The organism is Marinibium conchae (assembly GCF_015595035.1).
Lineage (GTDB): Bacteria > Pseudomonadota > Gammaproteobacteria > Enterobacterales > Alteromonadaceae > Glaciecola.
The window spans coordinates 709,328-727,560 of sequence record NZ_JADNRN010000002.1; the positions used below are offsets into that span (position 1 = coordinate 709,328).

An 18,233-nucleotide genomic window follows, 5' to 3' on the forward strand; every position below is an offset into this window, starting at 1 on the left:
GCCACGAGGCTAGTGCCCAAAGTTGACTCTGATACCACCGTTAACAACAAAACCATCGTTGCGAGACCATATATCAGTTGTCCATTGTCCATCAGCTGCGCGATTAGGCAGTACAAGCGAGTCTTCCTTCGTTTGCCTGATATTCAATAGATTCTCAAAATTAATAAAGTAACTCACTCTGCCCTTCGTGATTTCGCCTAATAGGCCAAGGTGCCAATACGATTTGCTTTCGTCTCGGAATGGGTTGTTGTCTAGCCTTTGTTTGCCAGTATAGTAAGCTTCAAAACCGAGACGGAACTTGCCGTGCTCTTCCCACATAGCAACAAATCCAGCCGAGTGCTCAGGAGTGAGCGCGATCCGTTGCCTTGTACCTTGGTTACTGCCTGTAGGAGCTATTGATTCTGTAGCGTCGAGGTATAAATAACTAGCGGTAAGTTTTAGTGCCTCGTACTTGTAGCGAAGAAGAAGTTCAGAGCCATATATACGTGACTCTCCCGGGTTATTGACTAAGCGTACTCGATCAAAAGTGTCATTATTCTGGGTAGACAACGGGAGCAATTCGGTAACCCCATCTACTGAAGAGCTAAACAGCGTAACACTACTTTCAAAACTATTGTGCGCATAGGCAATATCTACTGATGCTGTTGTGGCTTTCTCCTCTCGAATGTCGTTAAGGGAGTCTAAACGTGATAAGCCGGCCGCTTCTATTGCCTCAACAAACGGGGTGGGCGCAAAGAAACCTCGCCCATAGGATGCCCGGATATTAAAATTTGATGGTCGATAAAGCACAGATACCCTTGGGCTCAATTGGCTTCCATATTCGCTATGTTCATCAAGTCTTGCGCTAATTGAGCCCGATATAATGTCGCTAAATTCATGCTCAAGCTCGCCAAATATTCCGGGTGTATCAAAGCGGTAATTAAACTGAGAAAACTGCTCAGAGTCGAAGCGTTCAGATTGAAATGCGATTCCAGCTACCCAGCGTGTGCGGTCGCTATAACCCGACAAGTTGCTTTCAATCAAATAGCTTTCATGACGATCATCTTCAAATATATTTCCAAATTCTTTGTTGTGCTTTTGAAGCATGAGCGAAGCGCGAGAATGCCAATTCACGCTATCGTATAGTGAGCCCTCAGCGATAACACCAGCGTCAACACGTTCGCTATCTTGATGCTGTACAAATCCCCCGAAGTCAGGGCTGCCAACCGAACCAACCGTGGTACCTGCTAGCGTGCCACCTCGCCTCGACTCTTGCATCACCCCTGCGGTGAAATAAACAGAGCTACCGTTATCGGTTTCAATAAATAGTCTGGGTCGGGCAGTTACTCTTTCGTAACCAGCAAGGTCAATCCATCCGTCTTTATCAAGATCGACAGAGGCTTGGTGATGCAAACCGGCCGTAATTGATGCACCTATACCCTTATCAATTTGAGTCGCGGCATAAGCGGTGAGGTCTTGACCATCGCGAGATGTTAGATTAACCAGCAGTTCAGCTTCATTGTCGCCTGTGGGTCTACGAGATATCAGGTTGATCACGCCTCCCATCGCCGAGCCGCCATATAACGAGGAGGCTGAGCCTTTAATGATTTCAACGCTGGCCAAATCAGTGGGAGGAATCTGAAGTAAGCCAATCGAAGCTGATTGACCGCCATATAGAGGTAAGCCATCACTCAACAGTTGTGTGTAGCGACCATATAAACCTTGAAGCCTAATATTTGCACTTCCCAAGGCAGGCGAGGTTGTTTGCACTCTAACACCACCTGTTTCTGCTACTAGCATAGAAATATTACCGGGTCGCATCATGGCTTTTTCTTGGATTTCCTCCCCCACAATCACTTGCACTCGTACAGGCTCGTCACTCAATGCAACACCGGTTCTGGTTGCTCGCACTATGATGGATTCCAAAGTGTGTTTATGCTCGTGTTCATGTTCATGTTCATGCTCATGTTGCTCAGCGTCATGAGTATCGACATCGTTTACTTGTTGTAGAGCCCTGGCATAAGGAGAAAACACCATAGCTAGCGCGACGGCGCTAGCACATAAGGAGTGAGAAAAGGTTTTAGGCAGAGTGTACAAATCTATCCTCAATATTAGTCAGAAATAGCGACGATGGTGCTTATAGTCGAATGTTAGGATTTTAGTTTATTTATTGCTTCAACTAAATACTCTCTCGAGCAACCAAAATTGATTCTGAAAAAAGACTTGGCACCAAAATCACGACCGGGTGAAGGTCCAATGCCTTTGCTCTCTGCCCACTTTTGGGTGTCGTCAACATGTAAGCCAGAAGCGTCAACCCACAATAAAAATGTTGCTTCAGGGCGGTTAGCTTTAAGCCCTTCGATTTTGTTAATTTCTGCTACTAAATAGTCGCGATTATCTTTTAGGTAGGCGAGCTCAGCTTGATGCCAATCATCACAGTGTCTAAATGCCGCATTAGTGGCTTCTAAACCGGTTACCGTCACCCAAGGAACAATGCCGCGCGATGCTTTGTTGAAACTCGCTCGCAGTTTGCTGTTTGGAATAATAGCAAATGAGGTTCCTAAGCCGGCGACATTAAAGGTTTTACTCGCAGCCATAAGGGTAATCGAGTTTTCTTCTAGCTCAGCATGAGCACTTGCCGGGAGGTGTTTAACATCATCGAGAATTAAGTCACAGTGAATTTCGTCGGAGCACAAGCGCACGTTATGACGCTTACAAATGTCTGCAACACGGTCGAGCTCGGCCTGTGTGAGTACTGAACCTACAGGGTTCATTGGGTTGCACATAATGAACAGGCTAGCCTTTGGGTCCGCTGCTGCTAGTTCTAAGGCCTCAAAGTCTAAGGTCCACCTTCCATTTATTTCAATCGTATCGACTGTTGCTCGCTGCATTCCATTGATGGCAGGAGCAGCAAGCAAAGGAGGATAATTAGGGCTCTGCACAATCACTGTATCACCCGGGTTGCAGTTGGCTTTAATGGCTACATTGAAAGCTGGCACAACTCCGGGCGTCCATACAATCCAGTCAGCTTGTATCGACCATGAGTATTGTCGTTTACACCAATCAACAATAGCATCGAGTGCTTCGCTGTGATGGGCTGGAAGGGTATAACCAAACAAACCGTCGTCAACACGCGCATGTAAGGCTTCAAGAATAGGAGAGGCACAACGAAACTCAGTGTCGGCAATCCACATAGGCAAAATGTCAGTGCCTTTGTATTTTTCCCATTTGTAAGCTTTTGAAGATGAGCGGTCGGGCTTGCTACTGAAGTTCATGTTTATTCTCACTATATTGATGTGCAGTGAGTGTAGAGTATGTACTTAATTTTCTAAAGAACAAGTGGCTATAAATCATATGTAATTGTCTTTTATAGCCCCGCGTTTTTAGTTCTGTCCCTTCATTTCTGCATGGGCAAGCTCGGTTTCCAAACGCTTGCTTTCATCAGCACGAGGCTTCGAGAAGCGAGCGATAAGTTTATAGAGCACCGGCGTTAAGAATAGTGTAAATACAACGGCAATGCCCAAGCCGCCAAACACTACCCAACCAATAGAATTTCTTGCTTCTGCGCCAGCTCCGGTTGATAGAATGAGCGGTAAGCCCCCCAGTATAGTCGACATGAGCGTCATCATAATCGGACGCAAGCGAACAGCCGCAGCTTCAACGATGGCATCGTTAACTTGTAAACCTCTGTCGCGCAGTTGATCAGCAAACTCTACAAGTAAAATCGCATTTTTTGCTAGCAGACCTATCAACATAACTAAACCGATTTGTGAGTAGATATTGATGGAGGTGCCAGTTAAATATAGCGCAAATATTGCAGCCGCTATTCCAAAGGGAACGGTAATCATAACGATAATCGCACTGTTGATACTTTCAAACTGCGCTGCCAATACTAATAACACAATAATGAAGGCAAACAGATAAGTCATCGCAACTTGGTTTGATGTTTCCTCAAAGGTTAGGGCTTCTCCTTGAAACACAAGACCAATGCCATCAGGTAGGCTTTCGTTGGCAAGAGCGCGGATCTGATTAACAGCATCGGCCATCGTAATACTATCAGGCAGTTCTAGTTCAATTTCTATTGCCCTTCGCTGAGCATGCCTTTCGAGTTCTGCTGCAACGCCTTCTTCGCTTATAAAGGCAAGACTGGATAAAGGAACAAGATTTCCGTTGCTAGACTTCACGAATAAGTTAGTGAGATCCGAAGGTGCCGTATTGGTGCGATTACTACTTTGTAGAATAAGAGGCACAGCTTGATCGCCAATGTTTAGGTCAGCAATATCTTCTCCATTTATCGCGACGCGAAGTGTGGTTGAAATATCTGTAAATGGTACACTCAACTCTTCTGCTCTGCGTCTATCTATATTAACGCGTAGTTGAGGTTGAGTTGGCTGGTAGCTAATATCGGGTCGGCCTAATTCTGGTAGACGCTCCTCAAGGACTTGAGCAAACGCAAGAGCAGATTCATATATTCTCTCGTATGTGTCGCCAGTAAGTGCTAACTCAAGCCCACCACCTTGGCCTCGTAAATTTAAACTGTTGGAGCCGAATGCATTGGCCGGTGCCCCAGGAATGCCGCGTAATTTAGGACGCATTTCGTCAATGATTTCTTGTTGAGACTTGTCTCTATCTTCCCAATGCTCAAGTGGCACGGTTATAAATACTACATTAGGATCCCAGCGCCCAACCACGGTATAGATAGAATCGACGTTTGCATCTTCCACATAGGGCAATAGGATTTGTTCGATTTTTTCGGCTTGGCGATTCATATAGTTTAAGCCTACGCCATCAGGTCCGCGAGCAAATACGCGAATTGACCCTCTGTCTTCGGAAGGAAGCAACTGGTTTTCAACTTTGTCATACAAGTAAAACGCGCCACCGGCAGCAGCTAATGAGATAAAAACGGTTAACCATGAGAATTGTAGCGTGCGCTTGAGTATGGTCATGTAGCCTTGCAGCACTTTGGTTCCGAATGCACCTAATGTTTTAGCAAAAAAACCGCTTTGTTTGGCTTTAATCGGTAACTTTGCCGTTAGTGCTGGTACTAAGCTCAGTGCTACAAATGACGATATAATAACGGCACCTGCCAGAACCCCTCCAAACTCTCGGAATAAGCGGCCAGCCGTTGACGGCAAAAATGCAATCGGAATGAATACAGCCGCTAATACCGCAGTGGTAGCAACAACAGCGAAAAACACTTCACGGGTGCCTAATACTGCAGCGGCTCGTGCACCTAAGCCTTGAGCACGGCGACGTTGTATATTTTCTGACACCACAATCGCGTCATCAACGATCAGGCCGGTACCTAACACAAGTGCTAGTAGGGTAAGGATGTTGATAGAAAAACCAAGCGTCCACATAATAACCAATGCGCCAATCAACGACACGGGAATTGATAATGCAGGCACTAAGGTGGCGCGAAAGGTGCCAAGGAAGAGCCACAAGGTGGCAATAACCAATAGTATTGTTAGTGTAAGCGATAACATTACTTCGTCAACTGAGCTTCGTATGAACTCAGCATCATCGGATGTTACTACGATGTTCATATCCGCAAAACGCTTGTCGAGGTCAGCAACCATGGCCAGAACTTCATCTGAAATCTCGATAGTATTTGAGCGTGCTTGGCGAATAATACCAAGGCCAACAACTGGGTTACCGTCGAGGCGAACAATACTGCCAGCATCGGCTGGACCAAAATACACACTTGCGATATCGCTAATGCGAGTATCACCATCTACGACAATCTGCTCAATATCTTGAGTACTGATGGACGTTGCATCAGCGCGAACGATTAATTCTTGGTCTTGGGACTTAACACTCCCAGCAGGCACATCAAATGGGGCAAGTCGCAATGCGGCGGCTACGTCGGTCATCGACAAGTTGAAGCTAGTCAAGCGAAGCGGATCAACGGATACACGCATCACCCGCTGACGCTCACCATTTAACGAAACATCGGCAACGCCGGGAATACTGAGAAACAGCGGGGCTAGGTCAACTTCAACCCGTTCTGTTAAGGTCTCCATATCGAGGGTATTGCTGCTTATCGCTAGACTGACTACCGCCTGAGCGTCATTGTCGGCTTTAATAATTGATAAATTTTCGACTTCTGCTGGCAGACTTCGTTGCACTCGACTAACGGCTTCTCGCGTTTCGTTTGCTGCATCTTCAAGGTTGATACCCGGGCGAAATTCAACCCTGACGCGCGACGAACCTTCTTCGCTCGAAGCACGAATCGACTTCACGCCACTAACACGCGCAACCGCGCCTTCTAATCGACTGGTGACTTCACTATCGACTGTTTCAGGTGAGCCTCCAGGGAAAACAGCTCTTACTGATACTATCGGCCTATCTACGTCCGGAAGCTCGCGGATTTCTAAATCAGCAATAGCCGCAAAACCTGCCAAAATAATAAGCAGGTTAAGCACCATGACCAGAACGGGTCGTCTGATTGATAAGGAGGGTAAATCGTTAATTTGCATTGAGGCTTTGTTTGTATCAGACATTAGACTGTACTCGCGCTACTTCCAGCTCCTGTCCATTGCGCAGGCGCTGAACGCCTTCGACAACCAAGGGAGCATCTGGATTGAAATCACCATCGACCAATATAGTGCCCAGTAAACGTTGCTGGATTTTTACATCAACACGCACTGCTTTTTCGTCAACCATTTGCCAAACATAAGCGCCGGTTGCGCTCCACAGCAGTGCAGCCTCGGGTACGGCAACATATTGTTGTCCGTCGACCGTCAACTTCACTCTAAAACTCATGCCTGGTCTAAACTGGTCATCTTTATTATCTAGCAAGGCACGCACACGAATACTGCGATTTTGCTCATTGATGCGAGAATCTATCTGGGCAATCTTGGCATTAATGTCTACATCTCTACTTTGCCAAGGCGTGAGTGTAACTTTAGCATCATTACTCAATACACTAACCGCGAGCTCTGGCGCGGTGAAATTCACATATAGCTCGGCACGATCATCTATTGTCGTAATCAAAGTTTGAGGACTGATTCGATCACCCACTTCAATATCGGTAAAACCAACGATACCCGAAAAAGGAGCTTTTAATAGGCGTTCATTCAGTGCAACTTCAGCCTCTCTAACAGCCACTTTAGCCAGTGCTAGCGTAGTTTGGGCAACATCAACTTGGCTTTGAGCGGCAGCGCCTTTCTGTTTGCTTTCCAACAGGCGGTTGTACTCTCTAGTGGCATCTTTCAAACTTATTTGCGCTCTTTCCAGTGCTACTTGTTCGCGTTCGTTGTAAAGCGTGATTAATATCCTATCCTTTTCAACAAGCTGACCCGGTTGAAAGTTAACCGATGTAACTCTTTCACTTACCGCAGCAAATAAGTTAACCGACTTTCTTGCTTCAGCGGTGCCTACCGCCTCAAGGTTTGATTGTTGTGTTTGGTAAGCCAAAGGGGCTACTATAACCTGAGTTTTCGAGTCGCCACGACCACCCCTCGACTGCGCGTCGCTAACACTTGGTATTGTCACGCTTGTGGTGAGGGCGATGAAGGCGAAAATGCGTAAATAGTGGTATAGCTTGATCATAAAACTCGGATAAGGTTGATTATGTAGGCCAGAATACGCTGGCTACGGTTGCCTAGATCAAATCTTTACACTACTTTGCAAGCCTTAAGACATTGCGCTGAATGGATTAGCAATAAAAAAGCCCAAAGCTTATTAAGCTTTGGGCTTTCGTCATTCTATAAGCGCTGTTAGCGTTTTATAATTTAGTCTTTCTTAGGACGACTCGCGCGTTTACGCTCATTCTCAGTTAAGAGCTTTTTACGAATACGAATTGACTCAGGTGTTACTTCAACTAGCTCGTCATCATCGATGAATTCTAGCGCCTGTTCCAAGGTGTAAACGATAGGCGGTACGAGTGTTTGCGCTTCATCAGTACCAGAAGCACGAACGTTGGTAAGTTGCTTTCCTTTAAGGGCATTTACGGTAAGGTCATTGTCACGACTGTGAATACCAATAACCATGCCTTCGTATACTTCAACACCATGACCAATGAACATACGACCACGTTCTTGAAGATTGAATATAGCGTTAGTTAAGGCTTTACCGGTAGCGTTAGCAATAAGAACACCGTTCTTACGCTGACCAATATTACCGCCTTTATGAGGGCCGTAATGGTCGAATGTGTGATAAAGCAAACCAGAACCAGAAGTCATTGTCATGAAGTCTGTTTGGAAACCAATTAGACCTCTACTTGGAATTTCAAAGTCAATGCGCACGCGACCTTTGCCATCTGGAGACATATCGGTCATTTCTGCTTTACGCAAACCAAGCTGTTCCATCATAGCGCCTTGATGTTGTTCTTCAACATCAACTGTTAATGTTTCGTACGGTTCCATTAATTGACCGTTTTCTTCTTTGAGTATTACCTCGGGGCGTGACACAGCTAATTCGTAGCCTTCACGACGCATATTTTCAATTAAAATACCCAAGTGAAGTTCACCACGACCTGATACACGGAATTTGTCGGGATCTGCTGTTTCTTCAACACGCAATGCAACGTTGTGTACTAATTCAGTTTGTAAACGCTCAAGAATATTACGAGAGGTAACATACTTACCTTCTTTACCAGCGAAAGGTGAGGTGTTTACTTGGAAGGTCATTGTTACCGTAGGTTCATCTACTGACAAAGGTGGCAATGCTTCAACTTCGTTGATATCACAAATAGTGTCTGAGATTTTCAGTTCACCTAGACCGGTGATTGCAATGATGTCACCCGCAGCCGCCGACTCAACATCGTGACGGTCGAGACCTAAGTAGCCAAGTACTTTACCTACCTTACCATTACGTTGCTTACCGTCTGCTGTTACGATGGTTACCTGCTGATTAATTTTCACAGTACCACGGGTAATTCGACCAACACCGATAACACCCACATAAGAGTTGTAATCAAGCTGCGATATTTGCATTTGGAATCCGCCTTCCGGATCAGCATTTGGCGCTTCTACTTGATCAACAATAGCTTGGAAAAGCGGCGTCATATCTTCGCTCTTCTCATCAGCATCCATCGATGCCCAGCCATTAAGTGCTGATGCATATACAACGTTAAAGTCTAACTGGTCGTCGGTTGCTCCAAGGTTATCGAAAAGGTCAAATACTTGGTCGATAACCCAATCTGGACGAGCACCTGGCTTGTCAATTTTATTGATAACAACAATTGGCTTTAAACCTTGTGCAAATGCTTTTTGAGTCACAAAACGCGTTTGTGGCATTGGGCCTTCTTGCGCATCTACTAAAAGAAGAACGGAATCTGCCATTGACATAACACGCTCAACTTCACCACCGAAATCGGCGTGCCCAGGGGTGTCAACAATGTTAATGCGGTAATCGTTCCAGTTTATTGCTGTATTCTTTGCAAGAATGGTAATACCACGTTCTTTTTCAATATCATTCGAGTCCATTACTCGCTCTTCGGCTTCGCCGCGGCTTTCCAATGTGCCTGATTGTTGAAGAAGTTTATCAACTAGGGTTGTTTTACCGTGGTCGACGTGCGCTATGATTGCTATGTTGCGCAAATTTGCAATGGATGAAGACATGTTTTACTCTCAAAAAATATAATACGCAGGGAAAAATCACCCTAGGATTGTTGGGCGCGGATTGTACAGAGTTATTGCGCAATTAGCGAATAAGTTTGCGGTGTTTGTGTGAAATTTTTCTGGTATGCCTTTGCTACGCCGCGAATTGCTAAGTTAAGTGTCGGTTGTTTAAGGATTAATTGGATTAATTCCGCAAACTACTTATTTTGCTCCAATGTGCCTTGCTTATTACCTTGCTTAGTTATCGCCCACTAAGAAATGGAGATGTAAAAGTGTGGATTTACCTCGCTCGGCATGCCGAAACGCTTGGCAACATAGCGCGAATTGTACAAAAACCTTCAACGCCACTATCAACGCTAGGCCCACATCAAGCTAATGCCTTTGCAAAAGTTTACGCAAACACAAACATTACAAAAATACTGTGCAGCGATTATGAAAGAGCACAACAAACGGCTTTGCCCCTTGCTGATGCCTTGGGTGTGAGCTTGACGCTGAAGCCAATGCTTCGAGAACGTGACTTTGGTGATCTTCGTGGGCTTGCCTATGATGACATTGACGCTGATTTCTTTGCACAAGACTATAAACCTGCAAATGGAGAAGCCTACCCACAATTTGTGGAGCGTATTCAGAAAGTTTGGGGAGAGCTTGTTGAACTAGCAAAGCAGCAATCAGAGCATGAGCATTTGCTTGTTATGACACATGGTTTGGTTGTGCGTTGTGTGCTCAGCGAAATTCTCAAGCTACCAGAGTCTATTTTGAGCACCATAGACGTCAAGAATACATGCGTGACGAAAATAAACTGCCATGATCTTAGCGACATGCCTTTATTATGCGATACCTCGCATTTAGACATTCACTCAGTAGCGCTGTCGAGTAACTTAGGCGCGGTTTAATCACCGCTGTCATCTCCATACTTTCTCCACATTATCTCCATCCTTTAACCTCATAGCTCCGTTATGGTGTTCGAGTACAGGTGAGACTGGTATAAAGGAGATGACACAAGTAGGTGAATCAGAAGTATGGACTACAAGATGCATAAGAGGTTGTGAATGCCTAGTACACGCATAAACTTAATTTAATTAAAAGGTAGATCCTATGATTGATTCAATAAGCGGTAGCGCCAGTTTTCGGCCACCACCACCTCCAAAAAATTCATCCTCTAGTGAGCTTTCGAGTGAGCAAAGCGAGTTCATCGAAAAAACGCTTTCATCCTATGATGCAAATAAGCTTACTGAGCAAGACGCATCAGATATTGTTAATAGTTTCGCTGAAGCCGGAATAAAACCCAGTGCAGGTTTTGCAGATTTGCTTGCCGAATCTGGATTTGATGCAAGAGAACTTGGGGATTTAGCTGGAGTAGGGGGAGCACGCGAGCAACGACCACCACCACAGTCATCAGCAAGTAACTTGTCATCTGTTGTTGACTATCTTGATGGCCTTTCCGACACATCTTCGTCGGAAACCTCTGGAAGCCTAGCTGAAACTTTGAGCCAAAAATTTGGTTTGCCAGAGGGGCAGTCTCTTCTGAGCATTTATACTTAGTTATTGTATAAAATTGGCTTTAATGTAGAGCTGAATTTATGAGAATATGGTCACCATCACCCTAACAGTGATGGTGGCCTATTTATACAGTGCTCACGGTCGGCTATCACTCACTTTTTTAGAGTCATGTGCATATTAATTGTTTTGCTTACCCACTCTGCCTCGGGGTCGGATTCCATACCTATTTTGTATTTGAGGCGGTTGATGTCAAATTTTGCTTCGTAGCTATCGCCTTTGTCTTGCAGTACAAATACCACGGCTTGTTCAATACCTCTAAGCGTCAGTTTACCTTGTACTTCAAAGTCGCTACCTTTTGATATGATTGTCGTACTCTTGAATTTCCCTTTGGGGTGGTTTTTTACGTCAAACCAGTCACCCTCGGGCAAAGTACTGTCGTATGTGGCATCGCCAGTGTTCGCAGATCCAAGGTGGAATTCAGCTTCGATACTTGGCTTCTCTAGTGGTGGCAAACGCAGACTTCCTTGCCATTTTTCGAATATGCCAGAAAAGGTCATGCCAGCATGTTCGCCAGAGAATACAACCTCGCTGTCTTTCGAAGATACCTTGAGTGTTTCACGTGCCTGAAGCTGTGTAGCCATAAGCGCTAACAAAGATAATAGAACTAAGCTACTGGAGTTGATGATGCGTTGTCTGTATTTCATTTCATCTCTTATTTAATAAAGGTTAATTACTCGCTTGGTTTTTTACGCCACCACATGCGTGTGAGTAGGTTAATTTTATGTACTTTCTTGTGCCAAATGACAGCTGAAATATGCCCTATGATTAGTATAAATAGCGCGATGGCTGTAATCCAATGAGTGCTATTCGCGGCACTTTCAATCGCTTTATTTCTAGCTACGCCAGATATATGGGGCCATTTTATCCAATCAACAAAGACAAAAGTAGGTAAGCCAAATGGGCTAGCCGATACCATTAGCCAGCCCGAGAGTGGCATTAGCACCAAGGCAGTGTAAAGTGCTATGTGGCCTAATGTTGCTTTTTTAAGGTCGCTAGCACTCAACTCAGAGGGCGGAGTAGGCGATGTTGTCAATAATCTAACTGCAATTCGCACTACGATTGCCCAGAGCATGACGACACCAGCCGCCTTATGTATCTGAAAAAGCTTGTATTGTTCAGCTTTACTCATCTCCACATAGACCATCATTATGCCACTGATAAACATAAATATCAGACCCAATACGACGGCCCAATGCAACACAATACTAATACTGTGGTAGCGAGAAGGCACTGAGTGTAAAGCGCTGGCCATCAGATTAATCGTCAACCTTTGCGAACTCGCCTTCGATCATCACTTCAACATTGTCGCCAATGCTTGGTACATACTTGCTCATACCCCAATCAGACCGTTTGATAATGGTCGTGGCCGAAAAGCCCATGGTAGGTTTGCCACTGAAAGGCTGGCGAAGCATTGCGCCATTGAACTCAACATCTAGGCTGACAGCTTTGGTTACACCTAAGAACGTCAACTCACCCTGCATTACTGCTGTTTTTTCACCTGTCATGTCGATTGAGGTTGACCGAAAATCAATTGAGGGGTAGTCGGCTGCATTGAACCAACCTTTTTCTGTCGCCAGCACCATGTTGAAGTCTTTTTCTTCGGCGTTTGGATAGGCTGTTTGAATCGACATTGGATTGATAGACGCAGTGACGACCGACTTTTCAAGATTTGATGGATCAAACTGAATATTGGCATCAAAATCAGCAAAGCGTGCCACGTAATCAGATAATCCCAAATGCGACACTTTCCATACAACTGACGCATGGCTGAGGTCGACTGCATAATCTCCTTTGGGCATATCATTGAACGGGCTCTTGGCAAAGACCCATGAAATACAACCTACAAGACTTATCGTCGTAGTTAACAATATAATTTTAAGTGCTTTCATTCTTACTCCATTTTTTCTGATGACTTCTCATTATTTGAGAACTTTTTCCAAACATCTGTGCTTTTTGTGGCGAAGGTGGCTTGGCAGCTTCGTCTGAGTGTCTGTTTGTATTCGTCTATGGCTATTGTGGTATGCATGTCCTAGACCGACAAGTTGGTAAAACAACTTCAGCTCAACAACCAACATTTTAGCTCAATATCGTTATTTTTGTGCTTCAAGAACTTAATACTCTAAAATGAGCAAAAGGTTGCAATAACGCCCACTGTCTTTTTTTTGCTTCATCTTGGTGCGGTGGTGTATCTTTGTGGTGCAATAAAGTTGCCATCGTGAGCTAAGATTTCGCGGCCAGGCGAGTGTTATTAAGGCTTGTTATTAGATGACTATCTGGCATGATAATCGCTTATGGGTTACCAGAGCTATACGAACACCCAAGAATGGTAAACGTAAAATAGTTTTTGATTTTGTAGCGAAGGACTTTCACTACAACGACATTTAAATATTGGAGGACATTATGTCAATTGAGTCGGCATTAGAACTTATTAAAGAAAGCGAAGCGAAATTTGTAGATTTACGCTTTACAGACACAAAAGGTAAAGAGCAACACGTTTCAATTCCTACGCACCAAATCGATGAAGACTTCTTTGAAGAAGGTAAAATGTTCGACGGTTCTTCAATTGCTGGCTGGAAAGGTATTAACGAATCTGACATGGTTCTTATGCCTGACGCGACCACTGCTGTACTCGACCCCTTTGCTGAAGAGCCACAAGTAAACATCACTTGTGACATCTTAGAGCCGTCTACTATGCAAGGTTACGACCGCGACCCACGCTCTGTAGCAAAACGCGCTGAAGAGTATTTGAAGTCGACCGGTATTGGTGACACTGTATTGTTTGGTCCTGAGCCAGAATTTTTCTTATTTGATGATGTTCGTTTCCACACAGACATGTCAGGTTCTTTCTACAAAATTGATTCAGAAGAAGCTAGCTGGAACTCTGGTGCCGAATTCGAAGGCGGCAACAAAGGCCACCGTCCTGGCGTTAAAGGTGGTTACTTCCCAGTAGCACCTGTTGATTCAGCTCACGATACTCGTACAGCAATGTGCTTGGTTATGGAAGAAATGGGCTTAGTTGTTGAAGCGCATCACCACGAAGTTGCTACCGCTGGCCAAAATGAAATCGCTTGCCAGTTCAACACCATGGTTAAGAAAGCTGACGAAATTCAAATTTATAAGTATGTTGTGCACAACGTTGCTGACGCTTACGGACAAACAGCAACCTTCATGCCGAAGCCGCTTGTAGGTGATAATGGTTCTGGTATGCACTGTCACCAATCAATCGGTAAAGATGGCAAGAACATCTTCGCTGGTGACAAATATGCAGGTCTTTCTGAAGAGGCATTGTTCTATATTGGTGGTATTATTAAGCACGCTAAAGCAATCAATGCTTTTGCAAATGCGTCAACCAACTCTTACAAGCGTTTGGTTCCAGGTTTTGAAGCGCCAGTTATGCTAGCTTATTCAGCTCGTAACCGTTCAGCTTCTATCCGTATTCCATTCGTTACTAGCGACAAAGCTCGTCGTATTGAAGTACGTTTCCCTGACCCAACAGCTAACCCATACTTGGCATTCACTGCAATGCTTATGGCTGGTCTTGACGGGATCAAGAATAAGATCCATCCTGGCGAGTCTATGGACAAAGATCTATACGACCTACCTGCAGAAGAAGCAGCGCAAATACCACAAGTGGCAAGTTCACTTGAAGAAGCACTTGCAGCACTAGATGCAGATCGCGACTTCTTAACTGCTGGTGGCGTAATGAGTGACGACATGATCGACGCTTACATTGCATTAAAATCTGATGAAGTTGAAAAGCTTAACATGACAACTCACCCTGTTGAGTTCGAAATGTACTACAGCGTATAAGCGCTTAGGCTTAACTGATTTGTTAGGTCATTCTTTATGAATATAGACTGAACTTATCGGAAAGACTTAAAAAATGCTAAAGCCTGTCTCGACAGGCTTTTTTTTTTTCGATAAAAGACTACAATGTAGACTATGAATAAGATTACCCATTTAAAAAACGCTGTTCTAATGACTTGCCTAGCCTCGGCTATGCTGCTTTCATCTCCTGTGTCTGCAGGTAAGATTTATAAAACCATCAATAAAGATGGCACAGTAACTTATTCCGATACTCCCTCTCCTGGTGCAATCGAAGTAGATTTTTCGTCAAATACCACCACTGTTGTTGAAAACCCTATAGCCAAAACTAAACAAGCTAAAGTGATAACGAAGAAGAAGACCGTTCAGTACAGTTTGAATGTATCTTCGCCTAGCCCTGGAGCAACCGTGCGTAATACAAGCGGCACGGTTAACATCAGCGCGTCAATTTCGCCAAGTGCTAAAGGTTATTTTGAACTAAGCCTACAAGATAAAAAACTGCGCTCTACCTCAGGTATATTCACTGTTGAAGACCTGCAGCGAGGCGAGTATTCCTACCAAATAAATTTCGTTGAGACTTCAGGCAAGGTAATTGCATCGTCGGAAGTAAGACGCTTTTTTATTCACAAACCATCTGTGCTTATTAAGCCTCAAAATAATTCAAATTAAGCTTATCTGCTAGCAAACTACTTAGCCACAAGCCTACGGTGCCTATGGTGAGGTTTTTCCTTTGTTGTGCAGACATTGCGTTTAACATTGACTAATATAGTGCGTTGCACAGATATGGTGCATTGCGCGAGGGCGATATGGAAGACAGACTAGCATCACTAAATTTATCACCAATTGAGCTGAGAAATATGCTCAAAACCGTTGTGATCATCATGGATGAGCATTTTGACATCTTGTATGTGAACGATGCCGCCTTAGCCCTGCTTGAAACTGGCCTTAAACAGATCCACGATAAAAAGTTTTATGATTTTTTCTTAGATGATGGTTTGGAGCGCAGCACTTTTGAGGATGCCATCAAAAACCGTGAAGATTTCAGTGAAACTGAAGTGCAGCTATGTTTTAAAGATGGCAGGTGTGTATTAACCGATATTACGGCAACTTGCTTCAATCTTGACGATCAGCGCTTGATGTTGCTTGAAATACGGCAAATTGATAAACAAAAGAAAATTACTCAAGAAACACAGCAACATGCACAACAGCGTGCGGCGAGAGAACTTGTTCGCGGGCTAGCGCATGAAATTAAAAACCCGCTTGGTGGCATCAGAGGCGCCGCACAGCTTTTGGAAAAAGAACTTGATAACCCTGAGCATAAAGAGTTCACGCAAATGATCGTGGATCAATCAGACCGCTTGCGCAACTTAGTTGATCGCTTGTTAGGGCCGAACTCTTTACCTCAATTTTCATGGGTAAATATTCACGCAATTATTGAAAAAGTGCGCTCAGTTATTGAGTTAGATGTTAGTCACAACATTATATTTTCGCGCGACTATGATGTGTCAATACCAGAGCTCTACGTTGACCCAGATATGTTGCAACAAGCACTGTTAAATATTGCCAGAAATAGTATGCAAGCCATGAATTCAGCGAAGACCGTTAACGCTGCTATTACCCTAAAGACAAGGGTGGAACGTCAATCAGTTATTAAAGGCAAGAGACACGGTTTGTGCGCTTTGATTAGCATTATTGATAATGGACCAGGTATTCCAAGAGAACTGAAAGACACACTTTTTTACCCAATGGTTACCACTAAGAAAAACGGCAACGGTTTAGGCTTATCAATAGCACAAACACTTACAGATCATCATGATGGCAAAATCGATGTAGAGAGCTACCCCGGCTACACCGAATTTACGCTGTATTTGCCAATCAGAAAAAGGACGGATACTTATGAATGAACCAGTATGGATAGTTGACGACGACAGTTCGATAAGATGGGTGCTGCAAAAGGCTTTGCAAGCAGCCAATATTGCCTGTGTTAGTTTTGAGAACCCAGAAGACCTGTTATTACAGATTCAATCAGGTCAGTCACCGCAAATCGTGATTTCAGATGTAAAAATGCCACAAATGGACGGCATGACTTTGCTGAATGAAATTCATCAACACTACCCTGATATGCCCGTAATTATTATGACGGCTCACTCCGACCTAGACAGCGCTGTAAACGCCTATCAAGGTGGTGCGTTTGAATATTTACCAAAGCCCTTCGACGTTGACGAAGCAGTTACCCTTACGAAAAGAGCTATTGAGCATGCCAACGAGCAAAATAAGCTAAAGCAAGTAAAGCAAGAGAGCCCAACTGCTGAAATTATTGGTGAAGCGCCGGCAATGCAGGAAGTGTTTAGAGCCGTGGGACGCCTATCTCGCTCTTCTATCAGTGTGTTAATCAATGGGCAGTCAGGCACGGGTAAAGAGCTCGTCGCGCATGCTTTACATAAACATAGTCCAAGGGCAAGCAATACCTTCGTGGCCTTAAATATGGCAGCTATTCCAGCGGATCTTGTTGAGTCAGAATTGTTTGGCCATGAAAAAGGTGCATTTACAGGCGCTGCAGCTGCCAGGCAAGGGCGTTTTGAGCAAGCAAATGGCGGTACCTTATTTTTGGACGAAATAGGTGATATGCCAATTGATGTGCAAACCCGACTATTACGCGTTCTTGCCGATGGGCAGTTTTATCGCGTGGGGGGGCACAACCCAGTGAGTGTTGATGTAAGAATTATTGCCGCGACTCACCAAAACCTAGAAAAACGGGTTGCGGAGGGTAAATTCCGAGAAGACTTGTACCATCGTCTAAATGTGATACGCATTCATATTCCGTCTCTGAACGAGAGACGCGAAGACATTCCCATTTTGGCATCTCACTTCTTAGTCAAAGCAGCAAAAGAGTTGGGTGTTGAGGGCAAAGTACTTAGCAAAGCTGCTGCAAAAACACTGTCTCAACTGAGCTGGCCAGGCAATGTACGACAACTAGAAAATACCTGCAGATGGTTAACGGTAATGGCCAGCGGCCAAGAGATCCACCCGAATGATCTTCCCCCCGAGCTGATGGCGGGGCCAGATGAGCTTATGCCAGCTAATCCCGAAGGTGATTGGGCATCTTTGTTATCCACCTGGGCCGACGAGCAACTGAGCTCTGGTAAAGACAATATATTGGCCGATGCAGTAGGGACTTTCGAAAAGATACTGCTTGAGAGAGCACTCAAATATACCCACGGGCATAAACAAGATGCAGCTAAGAAGCTAGGTTGGGGGAGAAACACTCTTACTCGTAAGCTGAAAGAACTTGATATTGAATAG

At 44.5% G+C, this 18,233-nt stretch carries 14 protein-coding genes; 6 read left to right on the plus strand and 8 right to left on the minus strand.

The features are described from left to right. Positions 1–9: 9 nt before the first annotated feature. From ISG33_RS10790 to typA, 5 genes are all read right to left on the minus strand, one after another. The gene (locus ISG33_RS10790) at positions 10–2,016 is read right to left on the minus strand and encodes a TonB-dependent receptor plug domain-containing protein (protein WP_195733783.1); all 2,007 of its coding nucleotides are present in this window, start codon (positions 2,014–2,016) and stop codon (positions 10–12) included. Positions 2,017–2,129: 113 nt separating this feature from the next. Continuing rightward, entirely contained in the window at positions 2,130–3,254 is a 1,125-nt protein-coding gene (locus ISG33_RS10795; RefSeq protein WP_195733597.1) for a MalY/PatB family protein, read from the minus strand. A 108-nt stretch (positions 3,255–3,362) separates the two neighbouring features. Beyond that, positions 3,363–6,482: an efflux RND transporter permease subunit gene (locus tag ISG33_RS10800; RefSeq protein WP_195733598.1), complete on the minus strand. Its 3,120-nt coding sequence runs from the start codon at positions 6,480–6,482 to the stop codon at positions 3,363–3,365. Beyond that, complete coding sequence (locus tag ISG33_RS10805; RefSeq protein ID WP_195733599.1) at positions 6,475–7,533, minus strand: efflux RND transporter periplasmic adaptor subunit; 1,059 nt, start codon at positions 7,531–7,533, stop codon at positions 6,475–6,477. Before ISG33_RS10805 ends, ISG33_RS10800 begins: the two co-directional genes overlap by 8 nt. A gap of 182 nt (positions 7,534–7,715) precedes the next feature. Next, a complete protein-coding gene (typA, locus tag ISG33_RS10810) occupies positions 7,716–9,545 on the minus strand; it encodes a translational GTPase TypA (protein WP_195733600.1) in 1,830 nt (609 codons plus the stop codon). Positions 9,546–9,817: 272 nt separating this feature from the next. On the opposite strand from typA, the gene ISG33_RS10815 reads away from it, so the two are divergent. Both ISG33_RS10815 and ISG33_RS10820 read left to right on the plus strand, forming a co-directional pair. Next, positions 9,818–10,438, plus strand: coding sequence for a histidine phosphatase family protein (locus ISG33_RS10815; protein WP_195733601.1), 621 nt, complete (start codon positions 9,818–9,820; stop codon positions 10,436–10,438). Positions 10,439–10,640: 202 nt separating this feature from the next. After that, on the plus strand, positions 10,641–11,087 hold the full coding sequence (locus ISG33_RS10820; RefSeq protein ID WP_195733602.1) for a hypothetical protein: 447 nt from the start codon (positions 10,641–10,643) through the stop codon (positions 11,085–11,087). A gap of 110 nt (positions 11,088–11,197) precedes the next feature. Here ISG33_RS10820 and ISG33_RS10825 read toward each other — a convergent pair whose 3' ends face one another. Genes ISG33_RS10825 through ISG33_RS10835 form a run of 3 tightly spaced genes read right to left on the minus strand, consistent with a single transcriptional unit; the run spans position 11,198 to position 12,994 of the window. Then, positions 11,198–11,749, minus strand: coding sequence for a YceI family protein (locus tag ISG33_RS10825; RefSeq protein WP_195733603.1), 552 nt, complete (start codon positions 11,747–11,749; stop codon positions 11,198–11,200). Between the two features lie 26 nt (positions 11,750–11,775). Next, positions 11,776–12,357 (minus strand): cytochrome b, encoded by a 582-nt coding sequence (locus ISG33_RS10830; RefSeq protein ID WP_195733604.1) that lies wholly within the window; start codon positions 12,355–12,357, stop codon positions 11,776–11,778. A 4-nt stretch (positions 12,358–12,361) separates the two neighbouring features. After that, positions 12,362–12,994 (minus strand): YceI family protein, encoded by a 633-nt coding sequence (locus tag ISG33_RS10835; protein ID WP_195733605.1) that lies wholly within the window; start codon positions 12,992–12,994, stop codon positions 12,362–12,364. A gap of 511 nt (positions 12,995–13,505) precedes the next feature. Here ISG33_RS10835 and glnA point away from each other — a divergent pair. From glnA to glnG, 4 genes are all read left to right on the plus strand, one after another. Then, positions 13,506–14,915, plus strand: coding sequence for a glutamate--ammonia ligase (gene glnA / locus ISG33_RS10840; RefSeq protein WP_195733606.1), 1,410 nt, complete (start codon positions 13,506–13,508; stop codon positions 14,913–14,915). Positions 14,916–15,047: 132 nt separating this feature from the next. Continuing rightward, positions 15,048–15,599: a DUF4124 domain-containing protein gene (locus tag ISG33_RS10845; RefSeq protein WP_195733607.1), complete on the plus strand. Its 552-nt coding sequence runs from the start codon at positions 15,048–15,050 to the stop codon at positions 15,597–15,599. Positions 15,600–15,736: 137 nt separating this feature from the next. Then, entirely contained in the window at positions 15,737–16,834 is a 1,098-nt protein-coding gene (glnL, locus tag ISG33_RS10850; protein ID WP_195733608.1) for a nitrogen regulation protein NR(II), read from the plus strand. Next, positions 16,827–18,233 carry a nitrogen regulation protein NR(I) gene (gene glnG / locus ISG33_RS10855; protein ID WP_305040889.1) on the plus strand — a complete coding sequence of 469 codons (1,407 nt, stop codon included), beginning with the start codon at positions 16,827–16,829 and terminating at the stop codon, positions 18,231–18,233. The genes glnL and glnG overlap by 8 nt, the downstream gene beginning before the upstream one ends.